The sequence below is a fragment of the Kribbella jejuensis genome, assembly GCF_006715085.1.
Classification (GTDB): Bacteria; Actinomycetota; Actinomycetes; order Propionibacteriales; family Kribbellaceae; genus Kribbella; species Kribbella jejuensis.
This window is the reverse complement of the sequence record NZ_VFMM01000001.1, coordinates 1,612,309-1,636,568: the sequence shown is the minus strand read 5'-3', so window position 1 is coordinate 1,636,568 and position 24,260 is coordinate 1,612,309. Positions and strand designations below refer to the sequence as shown.

General features: G+C 68.5%; 24 protein-coding genes. 11 read left to right on the top strand and 13 right to left on the bottom strand.

Features of this window, described 5'->3' with window-relative positions; genetic code table 11:
• Window positions 1-43 precede the first annotated feature (43 nt).
• Window positions 44-544 (bottom strand): DinB family protein, encoded by a 501-nt coding sequence (locus tag FB475_RS07975; protein ID WP_141853958.1) that lies wholly within the window; start codon window positions 542-544, stop codon window positions 44-46.
• A gap of 29 nt (window positions 545-573) precedes the next feature.
• Between FB475_RS07975 and FB475_RS07970 the strand changes: the two genes are divergently transcribed.
• Window positions 574-1,368 (top strand): DUF4118 domain-containing protein, encoded by a 795-nt coding sequence (locus FB475_RS07970; RefSeq protein WP_238332025.1) that lies wholly within the window; start codon window positions 574-576, stop codon window positions 1,366-1,368.
• A gap of 152 nt (window positions 1,369-1,520) precedes the next feature.
• Window positions 1,521-2,330 carry a Bax inhibitor-1/YccA family protein gene (locus FB475_RS07965; protein WP_141853956.1) on the top strand — a complete coding sequence of 270 codons (810 nt, stop codon included), beginning with the start codon at window positions 1,521-1,523 and terminating at the stop codon, window positions 2,328-2,330.
• Window positions 2,331-2,383: 53 nt separating this feature from the next.
• On the opposite strand, the gene FB475_RS07960 is transcribed toward FB475_RS07965, so the two are convergent.
• Window positions 2,384-3,415, bottom strand: coding sequence for a DUF2252 family protein (locus tag FB475_RS07960; RefSeq protein ID WP_141853954.1), 1,032 nt, complete (start codon window positions 3,413-3,415; stop codon window positions 2,384-2,386).
• Window positions 3,412-4,563: a cation:proton antiporter gene (locus FB475_RS07955; protein WP_141853952.1), complete on the bottom strand. Its 1,152-nt coding sequence runs from the start codon at window positions 4,561-4,563 to the stop codon at window positions 3,412-3,414. The genes FB475_RS07960 and FB475_RS07955 overlap by 4 nt, the downstream gene beginning before the upstream one ends.
• A 114-nt stretch (window positions 4,564-4,677) precedes the next feature.
• On the opposite strand from FB475_RS07955, the gene FB475_RS07950 reads away from it, so the two are divergent.
• Entirely contained in the window at window positions 4,678-5,706 is a 1,029-nt protein-coding gene (locus FB475_RS07950) for a VOC family protein (RefSeq protein ID WP_141853950.1), read from the top strand.
• Window positions 5,707-5,743: 37 nt separating this feature from the next.
• On the opposite strand, the gene FB475_RS07945 is transcribed toward FB475_RS07950, so the two are convergent.
• The gene (locus FB475_RS07945; RefSeq protein ID WP_141853948.1) at window positions 5,744-5,974 is read right to left on the bottom strand and encodes a DUF4287 domain-containing protein; all 231 of its coding nucleotides are present in this window, start codon (window positions 5,972-5,974) and stop codon (window positions 5,744-5,746) included.
• Between the two features lie 138 nt (window positions 5,975-6,112).
• Window positions 6,113-7,141, bottom strand: coding sequence for an SGNH/GDSL hydrolase family protein (locus FB475_RS07940; RefSeq protein WP_141853946.1), 1,029 nt, complete (start codon window positions 7,139-7,141; stop codon window positions 6,113-6,115).
• A 77-nt stretch (window positions 7,142-7,218) separates the two neighbouring features.
• Here FB475_RS07940 and FB475_RS07935 point away from each other — a divergent pair, with 77 nt between their 5' ends.
• A complete protein-coding gene (locus FB475_RS07935) occupies window positions 7,219-8,592 on the top strand; it encodes a cystathionine beta-synthase (RefSeq protein WP_141853944.1) in 1,374 nt (457 codons plus the stop codon).
• Window positions 8,593-8,828: 236 nt separating this feature from the next.
• Here FB475_RS07935 and FB475_RS07930 read toward each other — a convergent pair whose 3' ends face one another.
• From FB475_RS07930 to FB475_RS07920, 3 genes are read right to left on the bottom strand one after another with little or no spacing between them, the layout of a single operon-like run.
• Window positions 8,829-10,280, bottom strand: coding sequence for a flavin-containing monooxygenase (locus tag FB475_RS07930; protein WP_141853942.1), 1,452 nt, complete (start codon window positions 10,278-10,280; stop codon window positions 8,829-8,831).
• Between the two features lie 35 nt (window positions 10,281-10,315).
• A complete protein-coding gene (locus FB475_RS07925; protein ID WP_202878280.1) occupies window positions 10,316-11,542 on the bottom strand; it encodes a lactate racemase domain-containing protein in 1,227 nt (408 codons plus the stop codon).
• Between the two features lie 14 nt (window positions 11,543-11,556).
• Window positions 11,557-12,141 carry a TetR/AcrR family transcriptional regulator gene (locus FB475_RS07920; protein ID WP_141853940.1) on the bottom strand — a complete coding sequence of 195 codons (585 nt, stop codon included), beginning with the start codon at window positions 12,139-12,141 and terminating at the stop codon, window positions 11,557-11,559.
• 76 nt (window positions 12,142-12,217) lie between these two features.
• Here FB475_RS07920 and FB475_RS07915 point away from each other — a divergent pair, with 76 nt between their 5' ends.
• Entirely contained in the window at window positions 12,218-12,940 is a 723-nt protein-coding gene (locus FB475_RS07915) for an SDR family oxidoreductase (RefSeq protein ID WP_141853938.1), read from the top strand.
• A gap of 72 nt (window positions 12,941-13,012) precedes the next feature.
• A complete protein-coding gene (locus FB475_RS07910; protein WP_141853936.1) occupies window positions 13,013-14,155 on the top strand; it encodes an FAD-binding oxidoreductase in 1,143 nt (380 codons plus the stop codon).
• Here the strand turns inward: FB475_RS07910 and FB475_RS07905 are convergent.
• The gene (locus FB475_RS07905; protein WP_141853934.1) at window positions 14,094-14,840 is read right to left on the bottom strand and encodes a hypothetical protein; all 747 of its coding nucleotides are present in this window, start codon (window positions 14,838-14,840) and stop codon (window positions 14,094-14,096) included. The two genes, FB475_RS07910 and FB475_RS07905, sit on opposite strands and share 62 nt — an antisense overlap.
• A gap of 18 nt (window positions 14,841-14,858) precedes the next feature.
• Between FB475_RS07905 and FB475_RS07900 the strand changes: the two genes are divergently transcribed.
• The 3 genes from FB475_RS07900 (at window position 14,859) to FB475_RS07890 (ending at window position 17,061) form a co-directional block, all read left to right on the top strand.
• On the top strand, window positions 14,859-15,338 hold the full coding sequence (locus FB475_RS07900; protein ID WP_238332023.1) for an NUDIX domain-containing protein: 480 nt from the start codon (window positions 14,859-14,861) through the stop codon (window positions 15,336-15,338).
• A gap of 92 nt (window positions 15,339-15,430) precedes the next feature.
• Window positions 15,431-16,663, top strand: coding sequence for an MFS transporter (locus tag FB475_RS07895; RefSeq protein WP_238332022.1), 1,233 nt, complete (start codon window positions 15,431-15,433; stop codon window positions 16,661-16,663).
• A 2-nt stretch (window positions 16,664-16,665) separates the two neighbouring features.
• The gene (locus FB475_RS07890; protein WP_141853930.1) at window positions 16,666-17,061 is read left to right on the top strand and encodes a nuclear transport factor 2 family protein; all 396 of its coding nucleotides are present in this window, start codon (window positions 16,666-16,668) and stop codon (window positions 17,059-17,061) included.
• A 7-nt stretch (window positions 17,062-17,068) separates the two neighbouring features.
• On the opposite strand, the gene FB475_RS07885 is transcribed toward FB475_RS07890, so the two are convergent.
• From FB475_RS07885 to FB475_RS07870, 4 genes are all read right to left on the bottom strand, one after another.
• Window positions 17,069-18,091, bottom strand: coding sequence for an NADPH:quinone reductase (locus tag FB475_RS07885; RefSeq protein WP_141853928.1), 1,023 nt, complete (start codon window positions 18,089-18,091; stop codon window positions 17,069-17,071).
• A gap of 10 nt (window positions 18,092-18,101) precedes the next feature.
• Window positions 18,102-18,605 carry a GNAT family N-acetyltransferase gene (locus FB475_RS07880; protein ID WP_141853926.1) on the bottom strand — a complete coding sequence of 168 codons (504 nt, stop codon included), beginning with the start codon at window positions 18,603-18,605 and terminating at the stop codon, window positions 18,102-18,104.
• An 86-nt stretch (window positions 18,606-18,691) separates the two neighbouring features.
• Entirely contained in the window at window positions 18,692-20,428 is a 1,737-nt protein-coding gene (locus tag FB475_RS07875) for a sialidase/neuraminidase family protein (RefSeq protein WP_141853924.1), read from the bottom strand.
• 151 nt (window positions 20,429-20,579) lie between these two features.
• Complete coding sequence (locus FB475_RS07870; RefSeq protein WP_238332265.1) at window positions 20,580-21,398, bottom strand: alpha/beta fold hydrolase; 819 nt, start codon at window positions 21,396-21,398, stop codon at window positions 20,580-20,582.
• Between the two features lie 153 nt (window positions 21,399-21,551).
• On the opposite strand from FB475_RS07870, the gene FB475_RS07865 reads away from it, so the two are divergent.
• Together FB475_RS07865 and FB475_RS07860 are read left to right on the top strand one after the other, a co-directional pair.
• A complete protein-coding gene (locus tag FB475_RS07865) occupies window positions 21,552-22,073 on the top strand; it encodes a DinB family protein (protein ID WP_141853920.1) in 522 nt (173 codons plus the stop codon).
• A 233-nt stretch (window positions 22,074-22,306) separates the two neighbouring features.
• The gene (locus tag FB475_RS07860) at window positions 22,307-24,250 is read left to right on the top strand and encodes a heparinase II/III domain-containing protein (RefSeq protein WP_141853918.1); all 1,944 of its coding nucleotides are present in this window, start codon (window positions 22,307-22,309) and stop codon (window positions 24,248-24,250) included.
• Window positions 24,251-24,260: the final 10 nt, after the last annotated feature.

Genomic DNA, 24,260 nt, shown 5'->3' with positions numbered 1-24,260 from the left:
CAACCTACGCAGCCGCCCGGCGCGCGGCCACCGGTTATTCGCCTTATTCGCCGACGAGGCCGTCGGTGGATTCGCGGAGCAGGTCGAGGTGGCCGACGTGACGGGCTGTTTCCTCGATCAGGTGAACGACGGCGTATCTCAGGGTGCACTCCATTCCCTCCGACCGTGCCTGGTCGTCCAGTGACGCCGCCGCAGTGATCTCGCGAGAGCGTGCACATTCGGCTCGGTACGCCGTGAGCAGTCCGTCGACCGTGTCGCCGGGTTCGATCGGGAAGCAGCCATGCGGGTTCTCGTCGCTCCACGGCCACTCGACGTCCAGGCCGGCGAAGTCGATCGCGAACCAGAACCGCTCCACCCCCGTCAGATGCTTGATGATCCCGCCCGGGGTGAGCGCCGACGGGTGTACCGGCCGCGCGAACGCCTGCTCTTCGGTGAGACCGCTCAGTTTCAGCTCGACGGTCGCCCGCAGGAAGTCGAGCAGGCCGGTCACCGTGCCGCGCTCATCGGCGTCCTCGGCGGGGCGGGTACGGGCGATCTCCGGCATGGCAATCACGCTAGCGTTAGCAGACTCCTGTGAGAACTGTTGATCTGGTGCAGTTGATGGGCGTCAATAGGGGAGTGGAGAACTACCGGGCTCCGGTCTTGACTGCTTCGTTGCTGGCTCCGCCGGCGGTTTGTGGGTTGTTGATTCCGTTTCGGGAGCACTTCGACAATGCGAACGCCGCGTTGGTGCTGGTGGTCGTGATCGTCGCGGTCGCGGTGTTCGGGATCCGGCTCGCCGGGGTGCTCGCGGCGGTGTCGAGCGCGATCTGGTTCGACTTCTTCCTGACCGTTCCGTACGACAGTTTCTCGATCGACAACAGCAACGACGTCGAACAGGCCGTACTGCTGCTGCTGATCGGGATCGCGGTCACCGAGATCGCGATCTGGGGCCGCGGGCAACAAGCGGAGGCGTCGCGCCGGCGCGGTTACCTGGACGGCGTCATCACCACCTCCCAGGCGGTCGCCGCCGGTGCCTCCGCCGACGACCTGATCGAACAGGTCCGTGCCGAACTCGTCGCCGTACTGGGCATCGATCACGTCAAGTTCGTTGCCGGCAGCAATCGTGGCGGCGGACCGCGGCTGAACCCGGACGGATCGGTCACTCGTGGAGCCCACGTGCTGAAGGTGGATCGCGACGGCCTGCCGACGAACGCCGAGATCGAGCTGACCGTCCAGCACGCCGGCGAGGTCCGCGGCCGTTTCCTCCTCACCGCCGCCACCCGCATCGCCCGCCCAGACCTCGAACAACGCCTGGTAGCCGTAGCCCTCGCCGACCAGGTAGGCGCCGCCCTCACCACCCGAGAACCCGTCGACCCACACGTCTGATCCCTGCACAAAATTCCATCAATACCCGATACAAATCCGTGGTATTTCAGGGGGTTTCGGTTGGGAAACATCAGGGGTGATTCTCAGATTGTGTTCAGGAAGGGGTCGTAGTATCTCGATACGGCCCCGGATGTGGGTCATCAGGAGGAGAGATGCAGAGCAGTAACCCGGTGCTGAACCGGTCGGATGCGTTTGCGCCTGGCCACGGGCAGGCCTATCCGGGCGCGGCTCCGTACGGTCAGCCGGCTCCCTACGGATACGGCGGTATGCCGCCGCAGGCCCCCGCCGCGAGCCGGCCCATGACACTCGACGACGTGATCGTGAAGACCGCGATCACCCTTGCCGTGGTCGTGGCGTCCGCCGCGGTCGCGTGGTGGACGGTCCCGGCGGCACTCGTCACCCCGGCGTTCCTCGCCGGTGCGCTGGTCGCGTTCGCGATCGCCATGGTGCTGTCGTTCTCCCGCAAGGTGAACCCGGCGCTCTTGATGGTGTACGCCGTCGCCGAGGGCGTGTTCCTCGGAATCGGCAGCAAGTTCATCGCCCACTGGGTCGGTGATCCCGGCATCATCGTGCAGGCCGTGCTGGCCACGATGGTGACGGCCGGCCTCACGCTGGCGACGTACAAGTACTTCGCGATCAAGGTGACGCCGAAGTTCACCCGGATGGTCGTGATCGGCACGATGGGTTTCGCCGGCGTGCTGGTGATCAACCTGATCCTCAGCCTGTTCGGTGTCAGCACCGGCATCGGCGGCTTCGGCCCGATGGGTCTGCTGTTCGCCGCGATCGGTGCGGGTCTCGCGGTGTTCAACCTGATCCTCGACTTCGACCTGGTCGAGCAGGGCATCCGCCAGGGCGCCCCGCAGAACGAGGCCTGGCGCGCGGCGTTCGCGCTGACCGTCACGCTCGTCTGGCTGTACTGGAACATCCTGCGCATCCTCGCCATCCTCCGCGGCGGCGACTGATCCAGCAGGTCAACGAAAGGGCCGGTCCAGGTGGGCCGGCCCTTCCGGCGTTCTCACCTGCCGGCGTACTGCTTGTACTGAGCCTTCACGTCCTCGGTCAACCGCTCCGTCGCCCCCACCAACCAGCCGGCCGGCAGCGTCTCGACGTACAGCCGCGCGTCCTTCAGGTGATGCGGAACAGCGCCATGTACGTCGGCAGCCGCGCGCGCCATCGACGTCAGGACGAGTTCCACGTCCCGCGGGCGTAGCGACTCGATCGTGATCCGCTCCACGTCCGGCGAGAGCGCACGCAACTGCCAGCCGGAGATCCGGCGCATCGGATCCGGCCCGCGGACGGTGCTCAGGATCCGCCCGTACAGCAGCTCGTCCGGCTGCAACCCGACGTCCACGAACTCGACGGTCGGCGGCCCGACGACCTTCACCTCGCGCGCGAGCTCGCGACCGACCGCGACCAGCCGCGGATGACCGAGCGACCCGGTCCCGGCGAGACGCCGATGCCAGGACGGATCGGGGACGTCGACGGCCTTCCGTACGGCAGCCGGGAGGACGGACGGATCCGCGGGCGGGCCGTCCTTGAGCTTGCCGTAGTACCGCTCGGCGCTTACCGGCTTCGGGACGAGTGCCCGCAGGTGCTTGGCCTGCGGTGAGGCGAGATCCACTGCCCGGCCCGGCTTGGCGGACAGCCAGCCGTCGAGAACGACCCGGCAGATCCGCTTCGGGCTGATCGCCACCTCCGGCGTCAGTACCGCGGAGACCGCGAGCCGGAGCAGATCGATCGCAGGCGGCCCCCACGCCAGCTCGTCGAGATCGTTCACACCCCAGCGCCGGACGCCGCGGTGGTCGAGCCACGTCCCGAAGTTCTGTACGTGCAGATCGCCGACGGCCGGCACCTGCGGACCCTCGAGCACGGACGGGGCGAGTACGGCGACGCGCTCGAGCCAGAGGTAGTACGTCCCGCGCAGGAAGCGCAGCGGATCCGCCGCGAGTTCCTTGTGTTTGACGGCCAGATCCTCCGGTACGACGGGAATCCGCGACGCCAGCCACTTCTCGTACGCCGCCGTCTGCGCCGCGGGCGAGCCGGTCATTTCGCCGCCGCCTTCTCCGCCACCAGGCCGCGTCGTACGGCGATCCCGCCCGCGACGGTGCTGACCGCGATCGTGATCAGCGCGCCGAGGAGCAACGCCGACGGTTCACCCGGTTGGAGGACGTGCAGCGACGTACCGACCGTGGCCGCGGCCACCGGTACGCCGAGCTGCGCCGACGCCAGCGCGCCGATGCTGAGCGGCTGGCCGGTCAGCCGGCCGGACAAGTGGCTGATCACCGCGCCGATGCCGAGCGCCGCGCCGAGACCGATGAACTCGGGCTTCGTGCCCAGCTCCCGCAGGTCGAGCGACGCCCCGAGCCAGACGAAGAACACCGGCCCGAGGAAACCTTCCGTGAGAGCGAACAGTTGTCGCGCCAGCCGCCGCGGCTCACCGACCGCCGCCACCGCGAGGCCGAGCACGAACCCGGCCAGCATGATCGACACGTGCGTCGCGGTCGCCAGCCCCGCCAGCGCGAACAGCACCATTAAGCTGATCCGCAGCTCCACCGCGAACCGGCGGTCCTCGGACACGTCGTGCACCCGACGCCGTACGCCGGACTTCTCCGCCTTGTTCAGCAGGAAGAACACGATCACCCCAGCCGCGATGACCGCGAGCGCACCCAGCGCCGCGCGGCCCGCATGCGGTGGGTCGATCGCGAGCGGTAGCGCGACGATGCAGGCGGCGTCGGCGATCGCCACCTGGGGCAGGAGCTCCACCACGGAACGCCCACCGAGACCGAGCGAGTCGACGATCGGCAGGATCAGCGCGGCCGAGGACGAGGCCATGAGTACGGCGTACAAGGCGATGTGGCCGGTGTCGAAGACGGCGTTGAGCGCATACGCGAGGGCGGTCGCCAGGGCGCCCGTGATCACTGCGCGCAGCAGGCCCGGCCGGATCGCCCGCCGCAGGCTGTCGTCTCGCACCGGAACGTGGGTGCCGGCTACGAACATCACCAGTCCGAACCCGATGTCCGCGAGAAACGTGAACCGGGGGTCAGAGGCGGTCAGGTACCCGATCCCGGTTTTCCCGAGAATCACCCCGGCGATCAGCTCGCCGAGCACGACCGGGATGTGCCAGCCCTGCCGCAGCGCCAGTACGGGTCCCGCCAAACCGACCGCGACAACCACCGCCAGCATGGTGAAACTCACCCGCAGCTCCTTTCCCGAGAGCGCCATTGTGCATCCGCCGGGCTGAGGAATTCCGGCGGCGCGACCTGCGGTTCCGGACGGGGGTCGTCCGGTTCCGGTTCTACCGTGGTTCGCATGACGACAGCGACGACGACTGCTCCGGCGGCTGCCTCGGTGACTGCTTGGTACGACGCGCCCTCGCACGCGGCCGGTGCCGCTTTGGCGGCAGCCGTTGCCGGGGATGTCGACGTACGGGCAAGCGGTGTGCGGGTGTGGGCGGACGACCCGGCCGTTGCGGAGGCCGCTCGCAAGCTCGGGCTGACCCGCGGGGAACTCCAGACGCTCGACGTGGTGATCGAGGCGGCCGACCCGGTCGCCGTCCAGGCCTTCTGGGACGGAGTGCTCGGCGAGGACACCCTCCGGCGACATCCGACGTTTTCCGTACGGCGTCTCGACGAGCCTCGGCCGCTGCGGAACCGGATCCATGTCGACGTCGTTCGCCCGGAGGAGCAAGTCGTCCAAGCGCGGGCCGGACGGGAGCCGTCAGGACCGTTCGGAGTGATGTTGGCCGACAGCGAAGGCAACGAGGTGGACCTGGTGCCGGGCGAGCTGTTGGCGGGAACCACCGACTGGTACGCGTTGTTCAGCGCGATGGTCTTCTACCCGAACGCGCCGGCGCGGTTCGTGATCGCCGTGGCTGAGCTGGCCGATGACGCCGGCATTCCGCTGCAGCTCGACGTACGCCACGAAGGTGTGACGATCGCCAGCGCCAAGGACGCCTGGGAGGACGAGCACGGCGGCGCAGATCCGAGGTTCGTCGCGCTCGCCCAGCAGATTGAGGGTGCGGCCAAGGATTTCGGGCTGGAAGCCGATCCGGCTCCGTTGCGGTTCGTGCAGTTCGGCATCGACGCGCTCGACATTCCAGCCGTACGGACGTTCTGGACCGAACTGCTCGGCTACGAAGAGGATCCGAGGCCCGGCGTCAACGACATCCACGATCCACGCGGGCTGAATCCCGTGCTCTTCTTTCAGCAGTTGGAACAGCCGCGCTCGCAACGCAACCGGATCCACTTCGAGCTCACCGGGGAAAACGTCGGCCTGGTGTCCGATCCGGAAGGAAACGAGGTCCTGATCAGAACGCGAAAGACCTGCCCCTCCACCTGAAAGGGCAGGTCTTCGAGTCTTCTCCTTCGGATGCGGCTCAGCCCATTCGCCGGTGCGCCTTGACCAGGTCGTACTCGTGGACGATGGCGGTCGCGTGCCCGTGCGCGAGTGCGTACTCGCCGGCAAGCCATCTCACTCTGTCGTCGAAGCGCAGGAACGACGGTCCGTCGTTCATCAGCTGGAACCACTCGGTCATTGCGCGTCCGGTGCATCTGGGCACGGCCTCCACCAAACGCTGATGCGTCTCCTCGGAGTGGTTCAAGCCCATCTTCGCCTCCCGTCATCGGGGTACCGCGTAGTTATCGACTGTGCACCACCCGGCTGCCCGGAGGCAAGACTCCCGACATGAAAGTCCCCGCTCAGCGGACGCACAAGTCCAACAACTAGAGAGGTCCCGCGCGCGACCTCAATGGCCGACCGGCACGCTTTCCGGGTTTTCCGAGAACGGTTCCTCGACGCGTTCGACCTCGGCCTTGGGATGGCGGCGGCGGTGCCGGAGGGCGGCCCAGCGGCCGCGGGGGCCGCGTTCGCGGCCGGCGACTTCGGTGGCGGCGACCTCGGTGCCGGGACGGCGAGCTGCTTGTACGGCGGCCTGCGCGACCGGGAGGATCGCTTCGCCGCGGAACGGTTCCGGGTGTACGAACGAGTCCGACCCGATCCCCATCGCGGCCGCGACCGACGGCAGCAGCGCCGCGGAGGCAGCGGCGTACCCGGTCGCGGACGGGTGGAAGTTGTCCCGGCCCCACATCGACGGGTTGGTCCGGAACACCTCGCCGAGCAGTGAGCCCAGAGACACCGAACGGCCGCCTGCTTCGACGACCGCGATGGTCTGCGCGGCGGCCAGCCGGTGGCTCCAGGACCGGGCGACCCACCGCAGCGGCGGCACGATCGGCCGGACCACGCCCAGGTCCGGACAGGTACCGACCACCACCTCGCAGTTGGCGGCGCGCAAGCGGCGGACCGCGGCAGACAGCAACCGGACCGACGTGGACGGCGGCATCTTCGCCTTCACGTCGTTCGCCCCGATCAGGATCACCGCGATGTGCGGCCCGGCCTGCAGCGCGGTGTCCACCTGCGCCGCGAGGTCGGTCGACTTCGCGCCGGTCTTCGACACGTCGACGAGCCGCACCGGCCGCTCGGCCAGGTCGGACAGCCCGGAGGCGAGCAGCACCCCGGGCGTCTCGTCCGGCGAGTCGGTCCCGTACCCCGCGGCGCTGGAGTCGCCGAGCATGGCGAACGTGATCGGATGTCCCGGATGCCGGCCGTACAGACCGTTGCCCGGAGTCGGGTAGTAGCGCATCGGTCCGATCACGCGTTTCGCGTACTCGGCCTCTGCGGTCAGTACGCCGTACAACGTGGCACCGATGAGTCCGAGTCCCCCGCCCCCGAAGGCTGCGGCCTGGGCCAGCTTCTTGGCTGCCCTGGCTCTACTCATGAGTCAAGGATTACACGCTGTTACTCCGACGCAAGTGAAAATAGGGCAAAGCAGTCCGTATCACTACAGTAAAGATCGTGCGCTACGCAGAATCACTCCTGGACCTCGTCGGCAACACCCCGCTGGTGAGGCTGACCAAGACAACCGACGGTGCCAAGCCGCTCGTCCTCGCGAAGGTCGAGTACTTCAATCCGGGCGGCTCGGTGAAGGACCGGATCGCGGTCCGGATGGTCGAGGCCGCCGAGGCCTCGGGCGAGCTGAAGCCCGGTGGCACGATCGTCGAGCCGACCTCCGGCAACACCGGTGTCGGGCTCGCGATGGTGGCCCAGCAGAAGGGCTACAAGTGTGTGTTCGTCTGCCCGGACAAGGTCAGCGAGGACAAGCGCAATGTGCTCAAGGCGTACGGCGCCGAGGTGGTCGTCTGCCCGACCGCGGTCGCCCCCGAGCACCCCGACTCGTACTACAACGTCTCCGACCGCCTCGTCCGCGAGATCGAGGGCGCCTGGAAGCCGAACCAGTACGCGAACCAGAACAACCCCCGCTCGCACTACGAGACCACGGGTCCCGAGTTGTGGGAGCAGACCGACGGCAAGATCACGCACTTCGTCGCGGGTGTCGGCACCGGTGGCACGATCAGCGGCACCGGGAAGTACCTCAAGGAGGTGTCGAACGGTCGCGTGCAGATCATCGGCGCCGACCCGGAGGGTTCGGTGTACTCCGGCGGTACCGGCCGGCCGTACCTGGTCGAGGGCGTCGGCGAGGACTTCTGGCCGGACACGTACGACCGGGAGATCGCCGACCGGGTGATCGAGGTGTCGGACGCGGACTCGTTCGCGCTCACCCGGCGGCTCGCCCGCGAGGAGGCGATGCTCGTCGGCGGTTCGGCCGGGATGGCGGCCGCGGCGGCGATCCGGCTCGCGCACGAGGTGGACGACCCGGACGCGGTGATCGTCGTACTGCTGCCGGACGGTGGCCGCGGCTACCTGACGAAGGTGTTCAACGACGACTGGCTCGCGCAGTACGGGTTCCTCGCGCACTCCCGGCAGGGCACTACGCTCGGTGATGTGCTGGCCGGCAAGGACGGGAGTCTGCCGCCGCTGGTGCACACGCACCCGCACGAGACGATCGCCGAGGCGGTCGCGATCCTGCGCGAGTACGGCGTGTCCCAGATGCCTGTGGTCCGGGCCGAACCGCCGGTGATGGCGGCCGAGGTGGCCGGCGCGGTGTCGGAGCGGACGCTGATGGACGCGCTGTACTCCGGCAAGGCGCGGCTGGCCGATATCGTCGAGCAGCACATGGACCCGGCACTGCCGTCCCTGGGCGCCGGCGAACCGGTCACCAAGGCGGTCGAGCTGCTCGAGGGTCGGGACGCCCTGATGGTCCTGGACGACGGCAAGCCGGTGGGCGTGCTGACCCGGCAGGACCTACTGGTCCATCTGTCCGCCGACTGAGTTCTAGCGGTCTACGACTGACGGGATGATGGCGATCAGCGCGGTGATCACGATACCGATCACCACGACTGCGGCACCTGCGATCTGAAGAATGTCCATGCCTCAAGAGTCCTTCAGCTGACCCGCCCAGACATCGGCCGCCGGACCGGTCTTCCGCTCATCCCAAGGTCGTACACCCGCACCCCCGGACTCCTACTACAGGAGTCCGGGAGATCACCTAATGGACGCGAGCCTGCCTAGTGGACGATCGCGAAGGCTGCTGGATCGAGTTTTTTGGTGCGGCGCCAGTAGGTGAAGGTCCATTCGGGCCAGATGGTGGAGTTGCGGCCGGAGGTGTCCAGGTACCAGCTGGTGCAGCCTGAGTGCCAGACGGTGGTGTTCAGTTCGGATTGGACGTCGCCTACGAAACGGTTCTGGATGTCTTCGCGGACTTCGACGTACGTCGCGTTGTGGCGGCGGAGGAGGTGGAGGGCCTGCATGACGTAGCGGACCTGGGCCTCGATCATGAAGACCATTGACGAGTGGCCGAGGAGGGTGTTCGGGCCGACGAGCAGGAACAGGTTCGGGTAGCCGGCGACCGTGATGCCGAGGTGGGCGCCGATGCCGTTGCGTTTCCAGTGGTCGGCGAGGTCGATGCCGTCCTTGCCGAGGATCGGCATCCGGGTCAGGTTCGCGGAGACGTCGAAGCCGGTGCCGAGCACGATCGTGTCGCAGGCGCGCTCGGTGCCGTCGGTGGTGACGACGCCGGTCGGGGTGATCCGCGCGATCGGCGTGGTGACCAGGCTGACGTTCGGCCGGGCGAGTGCCGGGTAGTAGTCGTTCGAGATCAGGATCCGTTTGCAGCCGATCTGGTAGTCGGGCGTGAGCTTCGCGCGCAGCTCCGGATCGGTGACCTGCTTGTGCAGGTGCCGTTTCGCCTGTATTTCCAGGCCTTTCATCAACTTCGGGTTCCCGGCGAAGCCCGCGCCGCGGCCCTCGAGACCCCAGTAGATCGCGTTCCGGATCGTGCGCTGGCCGGCCGGGAAACGTTCGTGCAGCTTCCGTTCCCAGCGGCCGATCGCGCGGTCCGGCTTCGGCGTCACCCACGGTGGCGTGCGCTGGTACACGTCGAGTTGGGCGACCTGCGGCGCGATCTGCGGTACGAACTGGATCGCCGACGCACCTGTCCCGATCACCGCGACGTTCCGCCCGCGGAGGTCCTGGCTGTGATCCCACTGCGCCGAGTGGAACGTCGTACCGGCGAAGGAATCCAGCCCTGGGATGTCCGGTAGCTTCGGGCGGTGCAGACTGCCGACGCCGGCCACCAGCGCCTGGGTGTCGATCGTCTCGTCGCCGTTGACCGTAACGGTCCAGCGCCCGCTCGCCTCGTCGAACACTGCTTCGGTCACCTCGGCGCCGTACCGGATCTTGTCGGCGATGCCGTACTTGTCCGCGCAGTGCCGCAGGTACGCGAGGATCTCGTCCCAGGGCGCGAACATCCGGGTCCAGCGCGGGTTCTGCTCGAACGAGAACGAGTAGAGGTACGACGGGATGTCGCAGGCGCAGCCCGGATACGTGTTGTCCCGCCAGGTGCCGCCGAGGTCGTCGGCCTTCTCCAGGATGACGAAGTCCTCGCAGCCCGCCTGCTTGAGCTTGATGCCCATGCACAACCCGGCGAACCCGGACCCGATGATGACCACGTCTGTCATAGCGGCTCAGGTTACCGGCGGGTTACGCGCAGCGGCTAGGCCTTGAGGCGGTACAGGGTCTCGCCGGCGTTGGGTACGACGAACGTGTCCGGGTCGGCCTCGTACGCGGCCAGGTCGACGGTCGCGGGGTCGAGGTAGCCGAGGTTGGCCGCGAGTACGACGTCCTCGGGGATGGCGGTCGCCAGCGTGACCTGGACGCGCAGGTGCTCGCCGCTGGCCGGGTCCCAGGTGCCCGCGCCGCGCAGGTGCGTGGAGTGCGCGAGCACGCCCCAGTGCAGGTCGCGGAACTTGTCCCACTGGCCGAGGAAGTAGTCGCGGCAGTGGTACCCGATCTGCTCGATCTCCGGGTGCATCGCGGCGAGTTGCGTGACGTGCGGCGCGTACAGGATCACCTCGCCGCCGTCCGCGACCACCGGCTCGAGTTTGTAGAACCCCTTCGCCGCGGTCCAGATGTCGGCGTACTTCGGTGGCATCACCGAGACCACGCGCTGCACCGGGTGGTCGAGGTAGCGGACGTGGGTCTGCGCGGAGATCTCGGCGGCGGCGCGCCACGACTCGCCGGTGTCGCCGAACGCGATCGCGTGCAGCTTGTCGGTACCGGACTGGGCGACCACGGACAACGCGAGCTTCTCGGCCGGGATCAGCGCGGCGGCCTCGTCGATCAGCGCCCGGACCGGCGTGATGCCCGGCGTACCGATGATGTGGGAACTGGTGATCAACGCGCCGAGCCAGTGCGAGAAGTCGATCACCTCCTGGCCGGCGACGCCCGGGAAGAAGTACTTGTTGCCGCCGGAGAACCCGACCACCTCGTGCGGGAACACCGGCCCGACCACCAGCGCGACGTCGTGCTCGACGACAGCCTTGTTCAGCCGTACCGGTACTTCGTCGCGGAGCATCTCGTCGGAGATCTCGCCGATCCGGTCCGCGCCGATCGTGCCGAGGTCGGCGAACGTTTCCGGCTTCCACCACTCGTGGTTGATCACGTTCGGGTAGTCGTCGCCGAGGTGGCTGCGGAGCTGCTCCGGCGTCATCTCCGCATGGGTGCCGAGGGCAACCAAGATCGTGACCTGACTGCCCTTCAGGGCTTGGGTGACCGCTTTGAGCAGCAGCGGCAGCGGGCAGCTGCGGGTCGCGTCCGGGACGATCACGCAGACGCTACGGCCCTCCAGCCCGGCGCCGGCGAGGGCGTCTCCGATGAACGCCGTCACTTCTTCCTCGGTCAGAACCTGGTCCGCCGCACCGATCACCGCAGTATTGGTCACGCCTTCGACCCTACCTACCTCCAGACGTTCAGGGCAGTGGTCGCGACCGCCATGAGATCGTCCTGCGTCGCGCCGTCGCGCGCCTGCTGGGACATGCCCTGGATGGTCGCGGCGAAGAAGGTCGCCAGCGTCTTGGCGTCGGTGCCGTCCGGGAGCTCACCGGCGTCGACGTCCTGCTGGATGCGGTCTTGCAGTACGTCGCGGTTGTGCTGCCGGATGTACCGCAGCTGCTCGGCGACCTCGTGCGATGCGGGGACGGTGTTCTGGGCGGCGCTGATGATCAGGCAGCCGCGGCCGACGTACTCCGAGGCGGCCTCGCGGAGGATCCGCTCGATCGCCCGGCGGGCCGTCGGTTCTTCCGCGAGAGCGCGGGACGTGAACGCGCCGTGGGTGTCCTGGTAGCGCCGTACGACCTCGTCGAAGAGCTTGCGCTTGTCGCCGAACGCGGCGTACAGGCTCGGCGCGCCGATGCCGAGGGCGGTGGTCAGGTCGGTGACCGAGGTGGCGTCGTACCCACGGTCCCAGAAGGTCTGCAGCGCCTGTTCGAGGGCTGCCTCCCGATCGAAGGAGCGCGGCCGGCCGCGTCGTGGTTCGGTCATGCGGACATTCTATAGCGATCGTTAGAGAATGTGTTACGGTCCTTTCTGTAGTGATCGTTAGAGAAAGGATTGTGGGATGCGGACGGCATTGGTGACGGGTGGCAGCCGGGGAATCGGGCGGGCGATCGCGCTCCGGCTGGCGCGGGACGGGGTCCGGGTCGGGGTGCATTACGGCCGGTCTGACGCCGAGGCGGCGCTGGTGCTGGACGAGATCGTTGCGGCCGGCGGGGACGGGTTCCTGGTGAAGGCGGAGCTCGGGGAGCCGCTCGACGCGTTGTGGGCGGAGTTCGACGGGCACGCCGACGGCCTCGACATCCTGGTCAACAACGCTGGGATCGGACGGCACCTGCCGCTGGCCGAAGTGACGCCGGAGTGGTTCGACCGGCTGTTCGCGGTGAACGCGAAGGCGCCGTTCTTCCTTGTCCAGCAGGCGATTCCGCGACTGCGCGACGGCGGGCGGATCATCAACATCGGATCCGGCGTGACCCGGATCGCGTTCCCCGAGGACACCGCGTACTCGATGACCAAGGGAGCGCTGAACACGCTGACGCTCGCGCTGGCCAAGGAGCTGGGGCCACGCGGGATCACTGTCAACACTGTTGCCCCAGGCATCATCGACACCGCGATGAACGGCTGGTTGGCCGATCCGGACGCGGCTCGGGCAGCCGCGGCGTACTCGGTCTTCGACCGCGTCGGCACGCCCGAGGAAGTCGCGGACGTGGTTGCGTTCGTCGCCTCGGACGACGCGCGCTGGGTGACCGGTCAGACGCTCGACGCGACCGGGGGCTCCCGGTTGTGAGTCACCTGTTGACCGAACCCGTTGCCGGCCGCACGATCGGGGCATCACTGGGGGAGTGAGGGGGAGGACGTCATGCGTCCACGGGGGTTCGGGGGTGTGCTGCTCGGGGCGCCTCAGCTTGCGCTGACAGCGCAGTGCGAGACCGTCGCCGACGTACAGGCCGCGGTCACGTACGCCGTGCAGAACGAGCTGGGCGACTGTCTGCGGCTGGATCTGCAGCGGATGAACAGCGTCCAGCTCGACCTGGACGCGCGGATCGCTCGGGTCGGCGGTGGCGCGACGTGGCGGGACCTGTACCGCGCGACGCAACCGTTCTGCATGCTGACGCCGGGCGGGCGGGACACGACGGCCGGAATCGCGGAGACAGCACTGTCCGCGCACTCGGGCTGGCTCGAGCGGAAGCTCGGCCTGGCAGCCGATGCGCTGATCTCGGTCGAGCTGGTCACCGCTGCCGGTGAGTTGCTGATCGCCGACGAGACCAGGAACACCGATCTGTTCTGGGCTCTGCACGGCGGTGGCGCGAACTTCGGGGTGGCGTCGGCGCTGACCTTCCGGCTCACCCAGGTACCGACCACTACCCTTGCCGTCCTGACCTGGCCGGCTGCGGCGGCTCCGACGGTGATCCGTACGTACCGCGATCTGATCGAGACCGGTGCGCCGTCGTCGCTAGGAGGCGGGGTGCTGCTCGTCAATGATCCGCGTCCGGTGGTGCGGGCGATCGCGGTGTACCTCGGCGGCCCCGAGGAAACCGCGGCCGTCTTCGCGCCGATGTTTGCCCTGTCGCCCGAAACGACGATGCTCCGCGAGACGCCGTACGCCAACCTGCAGCCCGCCCTCGGTCCGGGCAGTTGGAAAGCGTGTTCGGAACGGTACTTTCCGGCATTTCCGGATCCGGAGGTGTCGGCGTTGTGCGATGACGCCCACGGGATGGGCGCCGGGGCCTGGTTGGCGTTGTGGCCGCGGGGTGTCCGGCGCGGCGACTGGCCGGTGGTGTACCGGGACGCGTCGTGGGTGGTCGAGGGGTACGGCGTGAGTCTGGAGGATCCGTGCCTGCAGGCGGGGCAGGCGCGGCTGGTGGCCGAGTACGGGCCGAGGAACTACGAGCGGCTCGCTCGGGTGAAGTGCCGGTACGATCCCGAAAACGTGTTCCGGGTCAGCCGGAATGTTGAACCTGCGTGGTGCTCGTGGCCCGCGACCATTGCACCGCGACGATGACGGCGTACGCGATCCCACCGACCGGAATCGCCCAGAACCGGAAGAACGGCAGCTGCCCCGACAGCGCAGTCGTCGCGAAGACCACGCCGTACGTCCCGACGCCTACCACCGTCCCGCGCCGGCGCGATTCCAGCGCCGTACTCGGCAACGGACCCATGTGCCGGTCGAGCACCGTGCAGAACGCACTCAGTCCGACGAGCGCGGCCGCGATGACCAGAAATCCACCGGGCAACTCGCCGAAAACGATGGCGAGCACGGTCAGGAACGTGACGAACGCGTAGGCCACGGCCAGGTCGAGCGCCCCGAACAGCAGGTGTGACCGCTTCCGGCGTCTGAGGTCGACACCGTCCGCCGTCAGGGTCGGTCCGGGCTCACCGGTGAGCCGCTGTACGGACAGCACCAGCCCGATGACTAGGCAGATCAGCAGCAGTACGCCGATCACGGACAGGACTGCCGACTTGGTCGTCGACATGTACTGGTGCACCTCGGTGCCGGACACGCAGCTCGCCGACGGTGGGAACCAGCTCGTCCGCGCTACCCCGTCGACCACGCCGAGCTTGCGCGCACAGGACTCGCCGGGGTCGAACCCGCTCGGCTGCGACAACGTGACGACTGCCGTCCACACCAGCCCGCCGATCAGTCCCAGCCCCAGCAGAGATCCCGCCCGCCGCCGTACCCAGTCCACGTCCCTACCCTCTCATCCGTGGACTCCTACCTCGCCCAGCTCCGTCGTGACGTCGGTTCCCGCCTGCTGCTGATGCCGGGCGCGCAGGTCCTCGCGATCGACGCGGACGACCGGATCCTCTTCCAGCGCAGCCGCGACTCCGGCCTGTGGGAACTCCCCGCCGGCGGCGCCGAACCCGGCGACACCTTCCGCAGTACGGCGGCCCGCGAGTTCACCGAGGAAACCGGCCTGCAGGTCTCCGAAGAGGATCTCGTCCCCTTCGCAAGCCTGTCGCTCCCGGATGTCCACACTCTGACCTACCCGAACGGCGACGTCGTGCAGTGCTTTGCCCTGTGTTTCGAGGCGCGGCGGTGGAGCGGGACGCTGCGGCCGGGGGAGGACGAAGTGCTGGAGGCGGGGTTCTTCGCGGCGCCGCCTGGTCCGCTGCATCCGCCGACCGAGGTGGTGCTCGGGCTGCACGCCGCGTACCGGGCTTCGGGCGTGTTCCAAGCGCATTGACCTCGCGTGGCGGGGCCGGTAATGTGCCCCACCCCTAGCGACGAATTTCTGCAGGCGGGTGGGGTTCCCATCCGGTCCCTGCGGAGGTTGTCGTGACAAGAGATTTTCGGTGGTTGCTGGTCGGGCAGACGACCAGTCAGTTCGGGGCGCAGGTCAGCGGCGTGGCGATTCCGCTGCTGGCGGTGCTGTCGTTGGGCGCCACGCCGTTCCAGCTCGGGCTGGTGTCCGCGTCGAGCACGATCGGTTTCGCGCTGATCGGGCTGCCGGCCGGGGCCTGGATCGATCGCTTCCGGCGGCGCCCGCTGCTGGTGGCGAGCGATCTTGTCCGGGCCGTGCTGCTCGGCTCGATCCCGATGGCGGCGTTGTTCGGCGTACTGACGTTGATTCAGTTGATCGTGGTGGCCCTGCTGACCGGGTTCGCGCGGGTGTTCTTCGATGTCGGGTACCAGAGCTACCTGCCGTCGGTCGTCGGCAAGGAGCGGGTGCTCGCCGGAAACGCTGCTCTGGAGACGATCCGAGCCTCAGGGCAGGTGGCGGGCCCGGGCGCCGGCGGGTGGCTGGTGTCCGCGATCGGCGCCGCGAACGTCGTACTGATCCAGGCAGTCACCTTCGTTGTGTCGGCGGTCGCCCTGCTGGCGATCCGGGCTCCGGAGGAGGTCGTACGGCGGGAATCGCGCGGGCTGTGGCACGAGATCCGCGAGGGCCTGGTGTACGTCGTACGGCATCCCGTGCTGCGCGCGATCGCGGTCACCAGCGCCGTCAACAACTTCGCGTTCGCGATCGCGTCGGCGGTCAACCTGGTGTTCCTGGTTCGTACGCTGCGGTTGACGCCGGCGTGGATCGGAGTGGTGCTGGCGGCCGGTTCCGCGACGGCGATGCTCGGGGCGGCGGTGACGCCGCGGCTGGCGCGGCGGTTCGGTTCGGAGCGGATCATCTGGGGTTCGCTGGTCGTTGCCGGCGTACTCGGGTTGCTGGTTCCCCTCGCGCAACCGGGATGGTTCGTGGTGCTCGCGATCATCGGATTCGCGGCGGGAGAACTCGGCCAGATCGTCTACGCGATCTCGAGCGTGTCGTTGCGGCAGCGGATCGTGCCGGCGCGGCTGCTCGGGCGGGTGGGCGCGACGATGCGCTTCGTCCTGATGGGGCTGTTCCCGCTCGGCGCACTGCTCGGGGGCGTGGCCGGCTCGACCATCGGCCCGCGCGGCACCTTGTGGATCTCCGGTGCCTTGATAGCAGTCTCGTGGATCCCGGTCCGTCGAGCGTTTTCCCGGTCGCGCGGGAACGCGATCCCTGGCGTCGGCGGGCGCGCGGGGCTGTCATCGTAGGTATGAGCGAGCGAACAGATTTTCTGCAGTGGTTCGACGACGAGTGGCGCCCCGCTGAGGTCGCGCTGCACAACGGTGACGCCGAACCACGCCGCGCACTGTGGTCGACGAAGGACCCCGTCACCGTGTTCGGGGCCTGGAAGACCGCCAAGACCTCGGCCGAGGCCGACCCCCTGTTCGACCTGCTGGCCAAGGCTTTCTCGGACTGCACCTCGTCGGACGTCGAACTGCTCTCCGCGGACGCGATCGGAGACTTCGCCTACACGATCGGCTACGAGCACTCCTCGGTCAGCTGGAACGGCGAGCCCCGCACCTACACCCTCCGCGTCACCCAGCTCTACCGAAAGGAAAACGACACCTGGAAAGTCTTCCACCGCCACGGCGACGAACTGACCTAGCAGTTGCTCAGGTGACGTCGATCAGGACTTTGCCTACGACGGATTGTTCGACGGCCGTGTGGGCGGCGGCGGCCTGATCGAGGGGGTAGTGGTGCAGGGGGAGTCCGGCTTCGGGGCCCATCCGGACCGCGCCTGCGGCTACGGCGGCGGAGACGTCGGCGAGGGCTCGGGGGCGCCAGGAGTCGGGAGCGGTGTAGAGCAGGACGAACTGCCAGCGGGCGTTCGGGATCATCGAGGCCCGGACCGGCAGTTCCATGGTTTCGCCGCCGTCGGTCGCGTAGACCGCCACCGAGCCGTGCGTCGCGATCACCGCGGCGTCGATGGCCGCGTTCGCCGCGGGCGACACCTCGACGATCGTGTCCACGCCGTGCGGCACGATCGCGCGGATCTCGGCGGCCACGTCCTGCTGGCGGTAGTTGATGACGTGATCCGCACCGGCCAGCCCGGCGAGGTTGCCCTTCTCGGGGCTGCTGACGGTCGTGATGACCGTGGCGTCCGACCACCGCGCCAGCTGGATCGCCGCGTTGCCGACCGCCCCGGCACCACCGGCCACGAGTACGGTCCGCCCGGCGAGCTTGCCCGGGCCGAGGTGGTCCGGCCCGTCCTCGGTCACGGTCAGGCAGCGGTGGGCGGTCAGGAACGGTACGCCGAGCGAAGCCCCGAGGTCGTACGACGCGGACTCGGGCAACGGCACCACATGGCGCACCGGTACGACGGCGTACTCCTGCGCCGTACCACCCGCGGGCCGCTGGTACGCCGCCTCCCAGATCCACACGGGCTGTCGGAGGAGCGCCGCGTCGACCCCTTCGCCGACCGCGTCGACGTCGCCGGAGCCATCCTGGTTGGGTACCTGGGCGGGCTCGACCGGCGTGCCGGCGGCGCTGCCCCGGCGCGACTTCCAGTCGGTCGGGTTGACGCCCGACCGGCGGATCCGGACCCGGACTTCTCCGGGCCCAGGCTCGGGTATCGGCCTGTCCACGAGGGTCAGGACATCGGGCTCACCGGTCACGGAGTACTCGACGGCACGCACCTGACCGACGCTACCTCAAGGTCTTGGTGAACATCAGCGTTGCGGAGTCGTCGTTGCGGACCATTTCCATCGGCGGCACCTGCCGACCGTCGTAGATCAGGCCGCGCCCGTCGGGCAGGTAGCCGCGGCGGACGTACATCCGCTGCGCCTGCCCGTAGTCCGGGTACAGCCCGACCCCGATTCCGACCACGGGGGACCGTTCCGCGACCAGCGCCTCGGCCGCGTCCATCAGCGCCGACCCGATGCCCTGCCGGCGGAGCTTCGGCAGCACGTTGAAGTCCTGGATTTCCGGAATGCCGGCAAACGGTTCGTACGGCGATTCCCAGCGCACCGTCACGTAGCCGGCGTAGGCCCCGTCGACCGTCGCGACCAGGACGTCCCGCGTCCCGGCGGCCTGTTCCTCGAGATACCGCCGGTACTGACTCTCGGGCTTCGGCCACCCGAGCTTTTCGAACGCCGCCGCGATCACCGGCGGATCGTCGTCGCGCAACGGCCGGATCTCCAACCCGATCATGACCGCAAGCCTGCTGGAGCTTTAGCGCCCCGGCAAGCCGTTTTACCAGTGGAGGGCGCCGGCAGCGGCGCCCTCCACAGCCCCGATCAGGGCGTCGGGTCCGGGTAGCTGCCACCGAGGATGTCGGTGTTGCCGAAGGTTGCCGGGCAGGTGCCGAGCACGTTCGGCGCAGGCAGCGGGCTCGCCGTGTAGAGCGAGGCCCGGTACGCGTTGATCGACGGGCAGACGCCCGCGGCGTGGGCGTCGTTCCAGACGGCGACAGCGAAGTCGTTCGTCGCCGCGGCGTACACGTAGTCACCGAGGAACTCCGAGGTCAGGCTGTTCGCACTGCTGCCTCGCGGGTCGCCACCGGGGGTGGTTTCGAGCGTGGTCCAGCCCGACGGCGTGCCGCCCGCGACGTTCGCGTGCAGCACCTCGCCGATCAGGCCACGCGGATCCGTCGTGTTGGTGCGGTACGGCGTCGTGAGCGAGTTGTGGACGACGTACAGGTCGGTGCCGTCCGGGGACACCGCCGGTGCGGTGAAGAACGGGCGATCGCCGGCCGTCAGTGCGACCGGAGTCGGTGCCGCCCAGGTGGCGCCGCCGTTCCGCGACCAGGTCAGCATCAGCTGTTCGTGGTTCAGGCCGGCGCGGCCGTCTGCCCAGGTCATGAAGATCTCGTTGGTCGCGCCGGCGCCGGTCGGGCGGCCGTTCGCGATGTCGACGCTCGGTGCGCCGGCCAGGTCGACGCGGGCGCCGGCGATACCGTCCATCACCGGACGGCCCTCGACCGGGTCGAAAACGCCGGGCTCGACCACTGGTGCGACCGCGGTCGGGCCAGTGAAGTGCGCGCCGCCGTCGGTCGACTTGTACATCAACTGCAGGCTCGTGCCATTGCGCACGCCGACGCCGAACACGTAGACGTTGCCCTGGCTGTCCGTGCGTACGGTGCAACCGTCGGGCTGCTGGCTCATGCCGTTGCTCGTGGCAGGCCCGACCTGACGGGTGGTCCAGGTACGGCCGCCGTCGGCCGAGCGCCCAACCATCAGCGGTACGGGGAAGGCGTTTCCGTGGCTGTTGCTGCGGAAGCTCGCCCAGCAGGTGTAGACGTGCCCGAAGAACGGGCTGCTCGCCGCGTTGTCGGCGTAGATCTGCTCCTTGTCGGAGAACGTCGTCGACGACTGCCTCGAGATGATCACCGGAGCGGTCCAGGCGGACGCGTTGTCGGCCGCCGCGGCGCGGACGTTGTCGGCGGTCGACACCGCGATCGCCTCGGCGCCGCGGAACGTCTCCAGTTTCCGTACGGCGGAGAAGTTCGCGGTCAGGTTCGCGTAGTACAAACGGGAGCCGTTGGCCCAGGAGAACGTGCCGTCCGGGCCAGGGCGCGGTCCGAACGCGACGCCCGGGTCACCGTCGGAGACCAGCCCGGCCTCGTAGTAGTGGGGCAGGGTCCCGATCGGACCGACGTGCGGCGTACAGGGCGCCGGGCCGAGGCAGTCGCGGGCCGTCCAGCCGGTGTACGTCGGTTGCGTCCAGCTCCGGCCGCTGTCGAACGAGAAGTACACCCCGGACACGCCGACGCCGGGGGTGAACGGGCACGTGCTGGGGTCGCCGGCCGCGCACGACTCCATGTCGATCTCGTCGTTCACGCCGGCGACGACGACCGACGGATCGTGCGCGTCGATGGCCACCGCAGGCTCGTTCTGCTTGTTCTGCGAGAACGGCGACGGCGGGCTCCCGACCGTGACCTCGGTGGCGGGGGCCGCGTAGGCAGCGACCGCGGCGCCGCAGAGGGCGGCTGCGAAGGCAGCGACGGAAGCGATGACGAGGCGTGGTCTGCCCATGATCCCTCCCCGGGACGACCAGCGGGCCGGGACCGGTTCCCGGTCCAACTAGGCGTATCGACACTGCTCCTGCCGACCGTCCCCGCACAACACCTCGGCACAGGCCGTGACGGCCCGCGCAAGGTCGTGCGCGAGCCGTCACGGGGGGATGTCAGGACTGGAAGAACTCCAGCAGGTCGGCGTTGACCACGTCGGCGTGCGTGGTGGGCAGGCCGTGCGGGAGGTCCTTGTACGTCTTCAGGACCCCGTTCTTGAGCAGCGCCGCCGCCTTCGGGCCGGAGTCGGCGTACGGCACGATCTGGTCGTCCTCGCTGTGCACGACCAGGACCGGGAGCGTGATCTGCTGCAGGTCCGCGGTGAAGTCGGTCTGCGAGAACGCGACGATGCCGTCGTAGTGCGCCTTGGCGCCGCCCATCATGCCCTGGCGCCACCAGTTCTCGATGGTCGCTTCGGAGGACTCGACGCCGGGGCGGTTGAACCCGTAGAACGGGCCGGCCGCGAGATCGCGGTAGAAGCCGGAGCGGTTCGCCGCGAGCTGCGCCTGGAAGCCGTCGAAGACCTCCTTCGGCAGGCCCTCGGGGTTCGCTTCGGTCTTCACCATCAGCGGCGGGACCGCGCAGAGCAACGCGGCCTTGGCGGCCCGGTCCTCGCCGTGCCGGGCCAGGTAGTGCACGACCTCGCCACCACCGGTCGAGTGGCCGACGTGGATGCAGTCGCGCAGGTCCAGATGGTCGACGACCGCTTTCAGGTCGTCCGCGTAGTGATCCATGTCGTGACCGTCGCCCGTCTGCGACGACCGCCCGTGCCCGCGCCGGTCGTGTGCGACGACGCGGTACCCCTTCGACAGGAAGAACAACAGTTGGTTGTCCCAGTCGTCGGCCGACAGCGGCCAGCCGTGACTGAAGACGATCGGCTGTCCCGTCCCCCAATCCTTGTAGAAGATCTCCGTACCGTCGCCGGTGGTGATCATGCCCACGATGAACCCCCTAGAGCTCGGACCGGATGCGACGTGCTCGCCGCCCCTAGGACACGCTAGATGGAGGTCGCTCCGCGGAGGAGATCTCATGCCACGGGATTTCGTAGAGGTCAGTACCTGACCGCTATTGGCCGTTATCGTCTGGGCATGACGACAAACGAGCAGACCGTCTCCGGTGAGCGGGCGGACATCCTGGACCTTCTCGCCACCCGTCGCGGCTTCCTGCGCCACACCGCACAGGGCCTGACCGACGAGCAGGCGACCACTCGCAGCACCAAGAGCGAGCTGACTGTCGGCGGGCTGATCAAGCACGTGATGACGGTCGAGCAGCACTGGGCGGAGTTCGCCCAGGGAAAGGGCGAGACGGCGCCGACCGAGTTCACGCCGGAGGTGATCGCCGCCTGGCAGGACCAGTTCCGGTTCGTCGAGGGCGAGACGCTGGCCGACGTACTCGCGGAGTACGAGAAGGTCGCCGCCACCACCGAGGAACTGGTCCGCACCCTCGACCTGGACGCCAAGTACGAACTCCAGGCCGCCCCGTGGCAGCCGCCGGGCGTCTTCTGGACCGTTCGGATGGCCTTCCTGCACATCGCCTCCGAAACCGCCCAGCACGCCGGCCACGCCGACATCATCCGGGAAACCATCGACGGCCAGAAAACGATGGGCTGAACCAATGAACTGAAGTGAACTGAAGCTGAACCGAAGCGCCGGGAGGATCTCCTGGCGCTTCGTAACCTTTGGTCGTCTCGCTGCATCGAGGTTTGCAAGGGGAAAGACAAACCTCGGCGAGCCGACCGCCCCCATGGGCTGCCGTGGTCCGGTGTGCCGCGCGTGCGGTGCGCCTGTCCGCTCAGGAGACCGTCGCCGGGTGTCCGGGGACGATGGGGGAGAGGTACAACTTCATGCGATTCAGGGGAACGGCCGTCCTGGCCGTGGGCATCGCTGTTGTGTTGCTGGGGGCCGGAACGGCAGAAGGAGAGCCGCGGGACAATCCGGGGATCACGATCGTGCCGGCGCCGGCGGATCCTGAACAGGCGCAGTTCGTCCCGGGTGCGAGCAACGTCGTACCGGCGACCGCGCCGCCCGCGACGGACATCGGTACGGCGCGACTGCAGGCGCTCGCGGCGCCGCACTACGCGTGTCCCGGGTTCAGTGGGATCGAGGCAACCAATCCGTTGGCGAACCTGTACGCCGACAAGTTTGCCTGGGGCCCGTATGCGGCGTACAAGGTCGGGACCGGCGGCGGCAACATCAACTGGTCGCTGAACCCGTACAAGAACGCGAGCTGGTACATGTGGTTCCACTCGCTGCGCTGGCTCGGGCAGGGGATCGTTGCCGCTGGCAAGGGTGATCTGACCGCGCTGGCCCGGGTGAACACGATCGCGTACGACTGGTACCGCGACAATCCGTACTCGTGGAAGGCGAACGTCGGCGCGTGGGAGTCGACCATGCACCGCACGAACGTGCTGATCTGTCTCCGCCAGGCGATCCTGAGCGGGTTGCAGGTCAGTGCCTTGCCGGCGTCGTACGCGTGGGTCGACGCGGCGCTGCTCAGCCACGCCCGGTTCCTCACGAACTACTGGAGCGGGGCATGGAACCACGGTACCGACGAGAGCATCGCGCTGTTCGGCGTCGGCTGCACGCTCGGCCGGACCGATTACAAGAACCTTGCCCAGCAGCGCCTCGCGGCCGGGATCACCACCTCGATCGACGCGCAGGGGTCGACCAACGAACAGTCGACCGGGTACGCGTCGTTCAACTACTCGCTCTGGGGCCGCGCGATCGCGGTACTGCAGAACTGCGGCGTCGATCCGGGTACGACGATCTCGACCAGGCGGGCACTGTTGGCCAAATGGTTGGCACTGGCAACGAACTCGCTCGGCAAGCTGCATCAGCTCGGGGACACCGAAGTTCAGCCGACGTACCCGTGGAGCGGGACGCCGATGGAGTACGCCGGGTCGCTCGGTAAGTCCGGTACGGTGCCGCCGTGGCGTATCGGGGTCTACTCGAACGGATACGTGTTCGGCCGCACCGGGTGGGGGACTGATCCGGCGCGTGGGTTCACGGGCGAGTCGACGTACAGCATCAGGTACGGCGCGGCGCGGGCGTTCCACGGGCACCTCGACCACACGAGCATCACGTACACGGCGCGCGGGCGGGACATCATCGTGGACGGCGGGTACGCGGCGTACAACGCCGGGGCGTACCGGACATGGGCCGTCAGCCCGAGCGCGCACAGTGTGCTCACGACGCCGATGTCGACGCCGCTGAATCCGGTGACGCGGTTGACGTCGTACGCGGTGAAGGACACGTCGGAGTCGTACGTTCTCGCGGATGCGCCGGCGAGTGGCGTCAGTCGGGTCCGCTCGGTGCTGGTGCTGAAGGACCCGGATCTGATGGTGGTCTGGGACCGTGCGTCGGCTCGTACTGCGCAGGCGTTCCAGACGTTGTGGCACCTGCCGCCGGACCAGCGCGCGACGGTGTACTCACGGACCACCGCGGTGGCGATGGCGCCGGGTGACTCGACCCGGACGATCCTGTTCCAGGTGCCGTTCAAGCAGGCGCTGCCGGCCGGCGCGATCCTGATCAAGCAGGCCCAGACCAACCCGATCCAGGGCTGGCAATACCCGACCAGCTTCACCCGCCGGTCCGCCCCGACCCTGCTCCTGGCCCGCTCCGGCAAGACCGCATCGATCCTGTCCTTCGTGGTCCCGGTCCGCTCCACCGGCACGGTCACCTACTCGATCCACCAGTCCGGCACAACCTTCATCGTCAACCTGAACGTGGGCGGCCGCCGTACCGCAATCGCCATATCCGGGGGCGGCTCCCTCTACCGAGCCGGCTGACGGGAGGCTC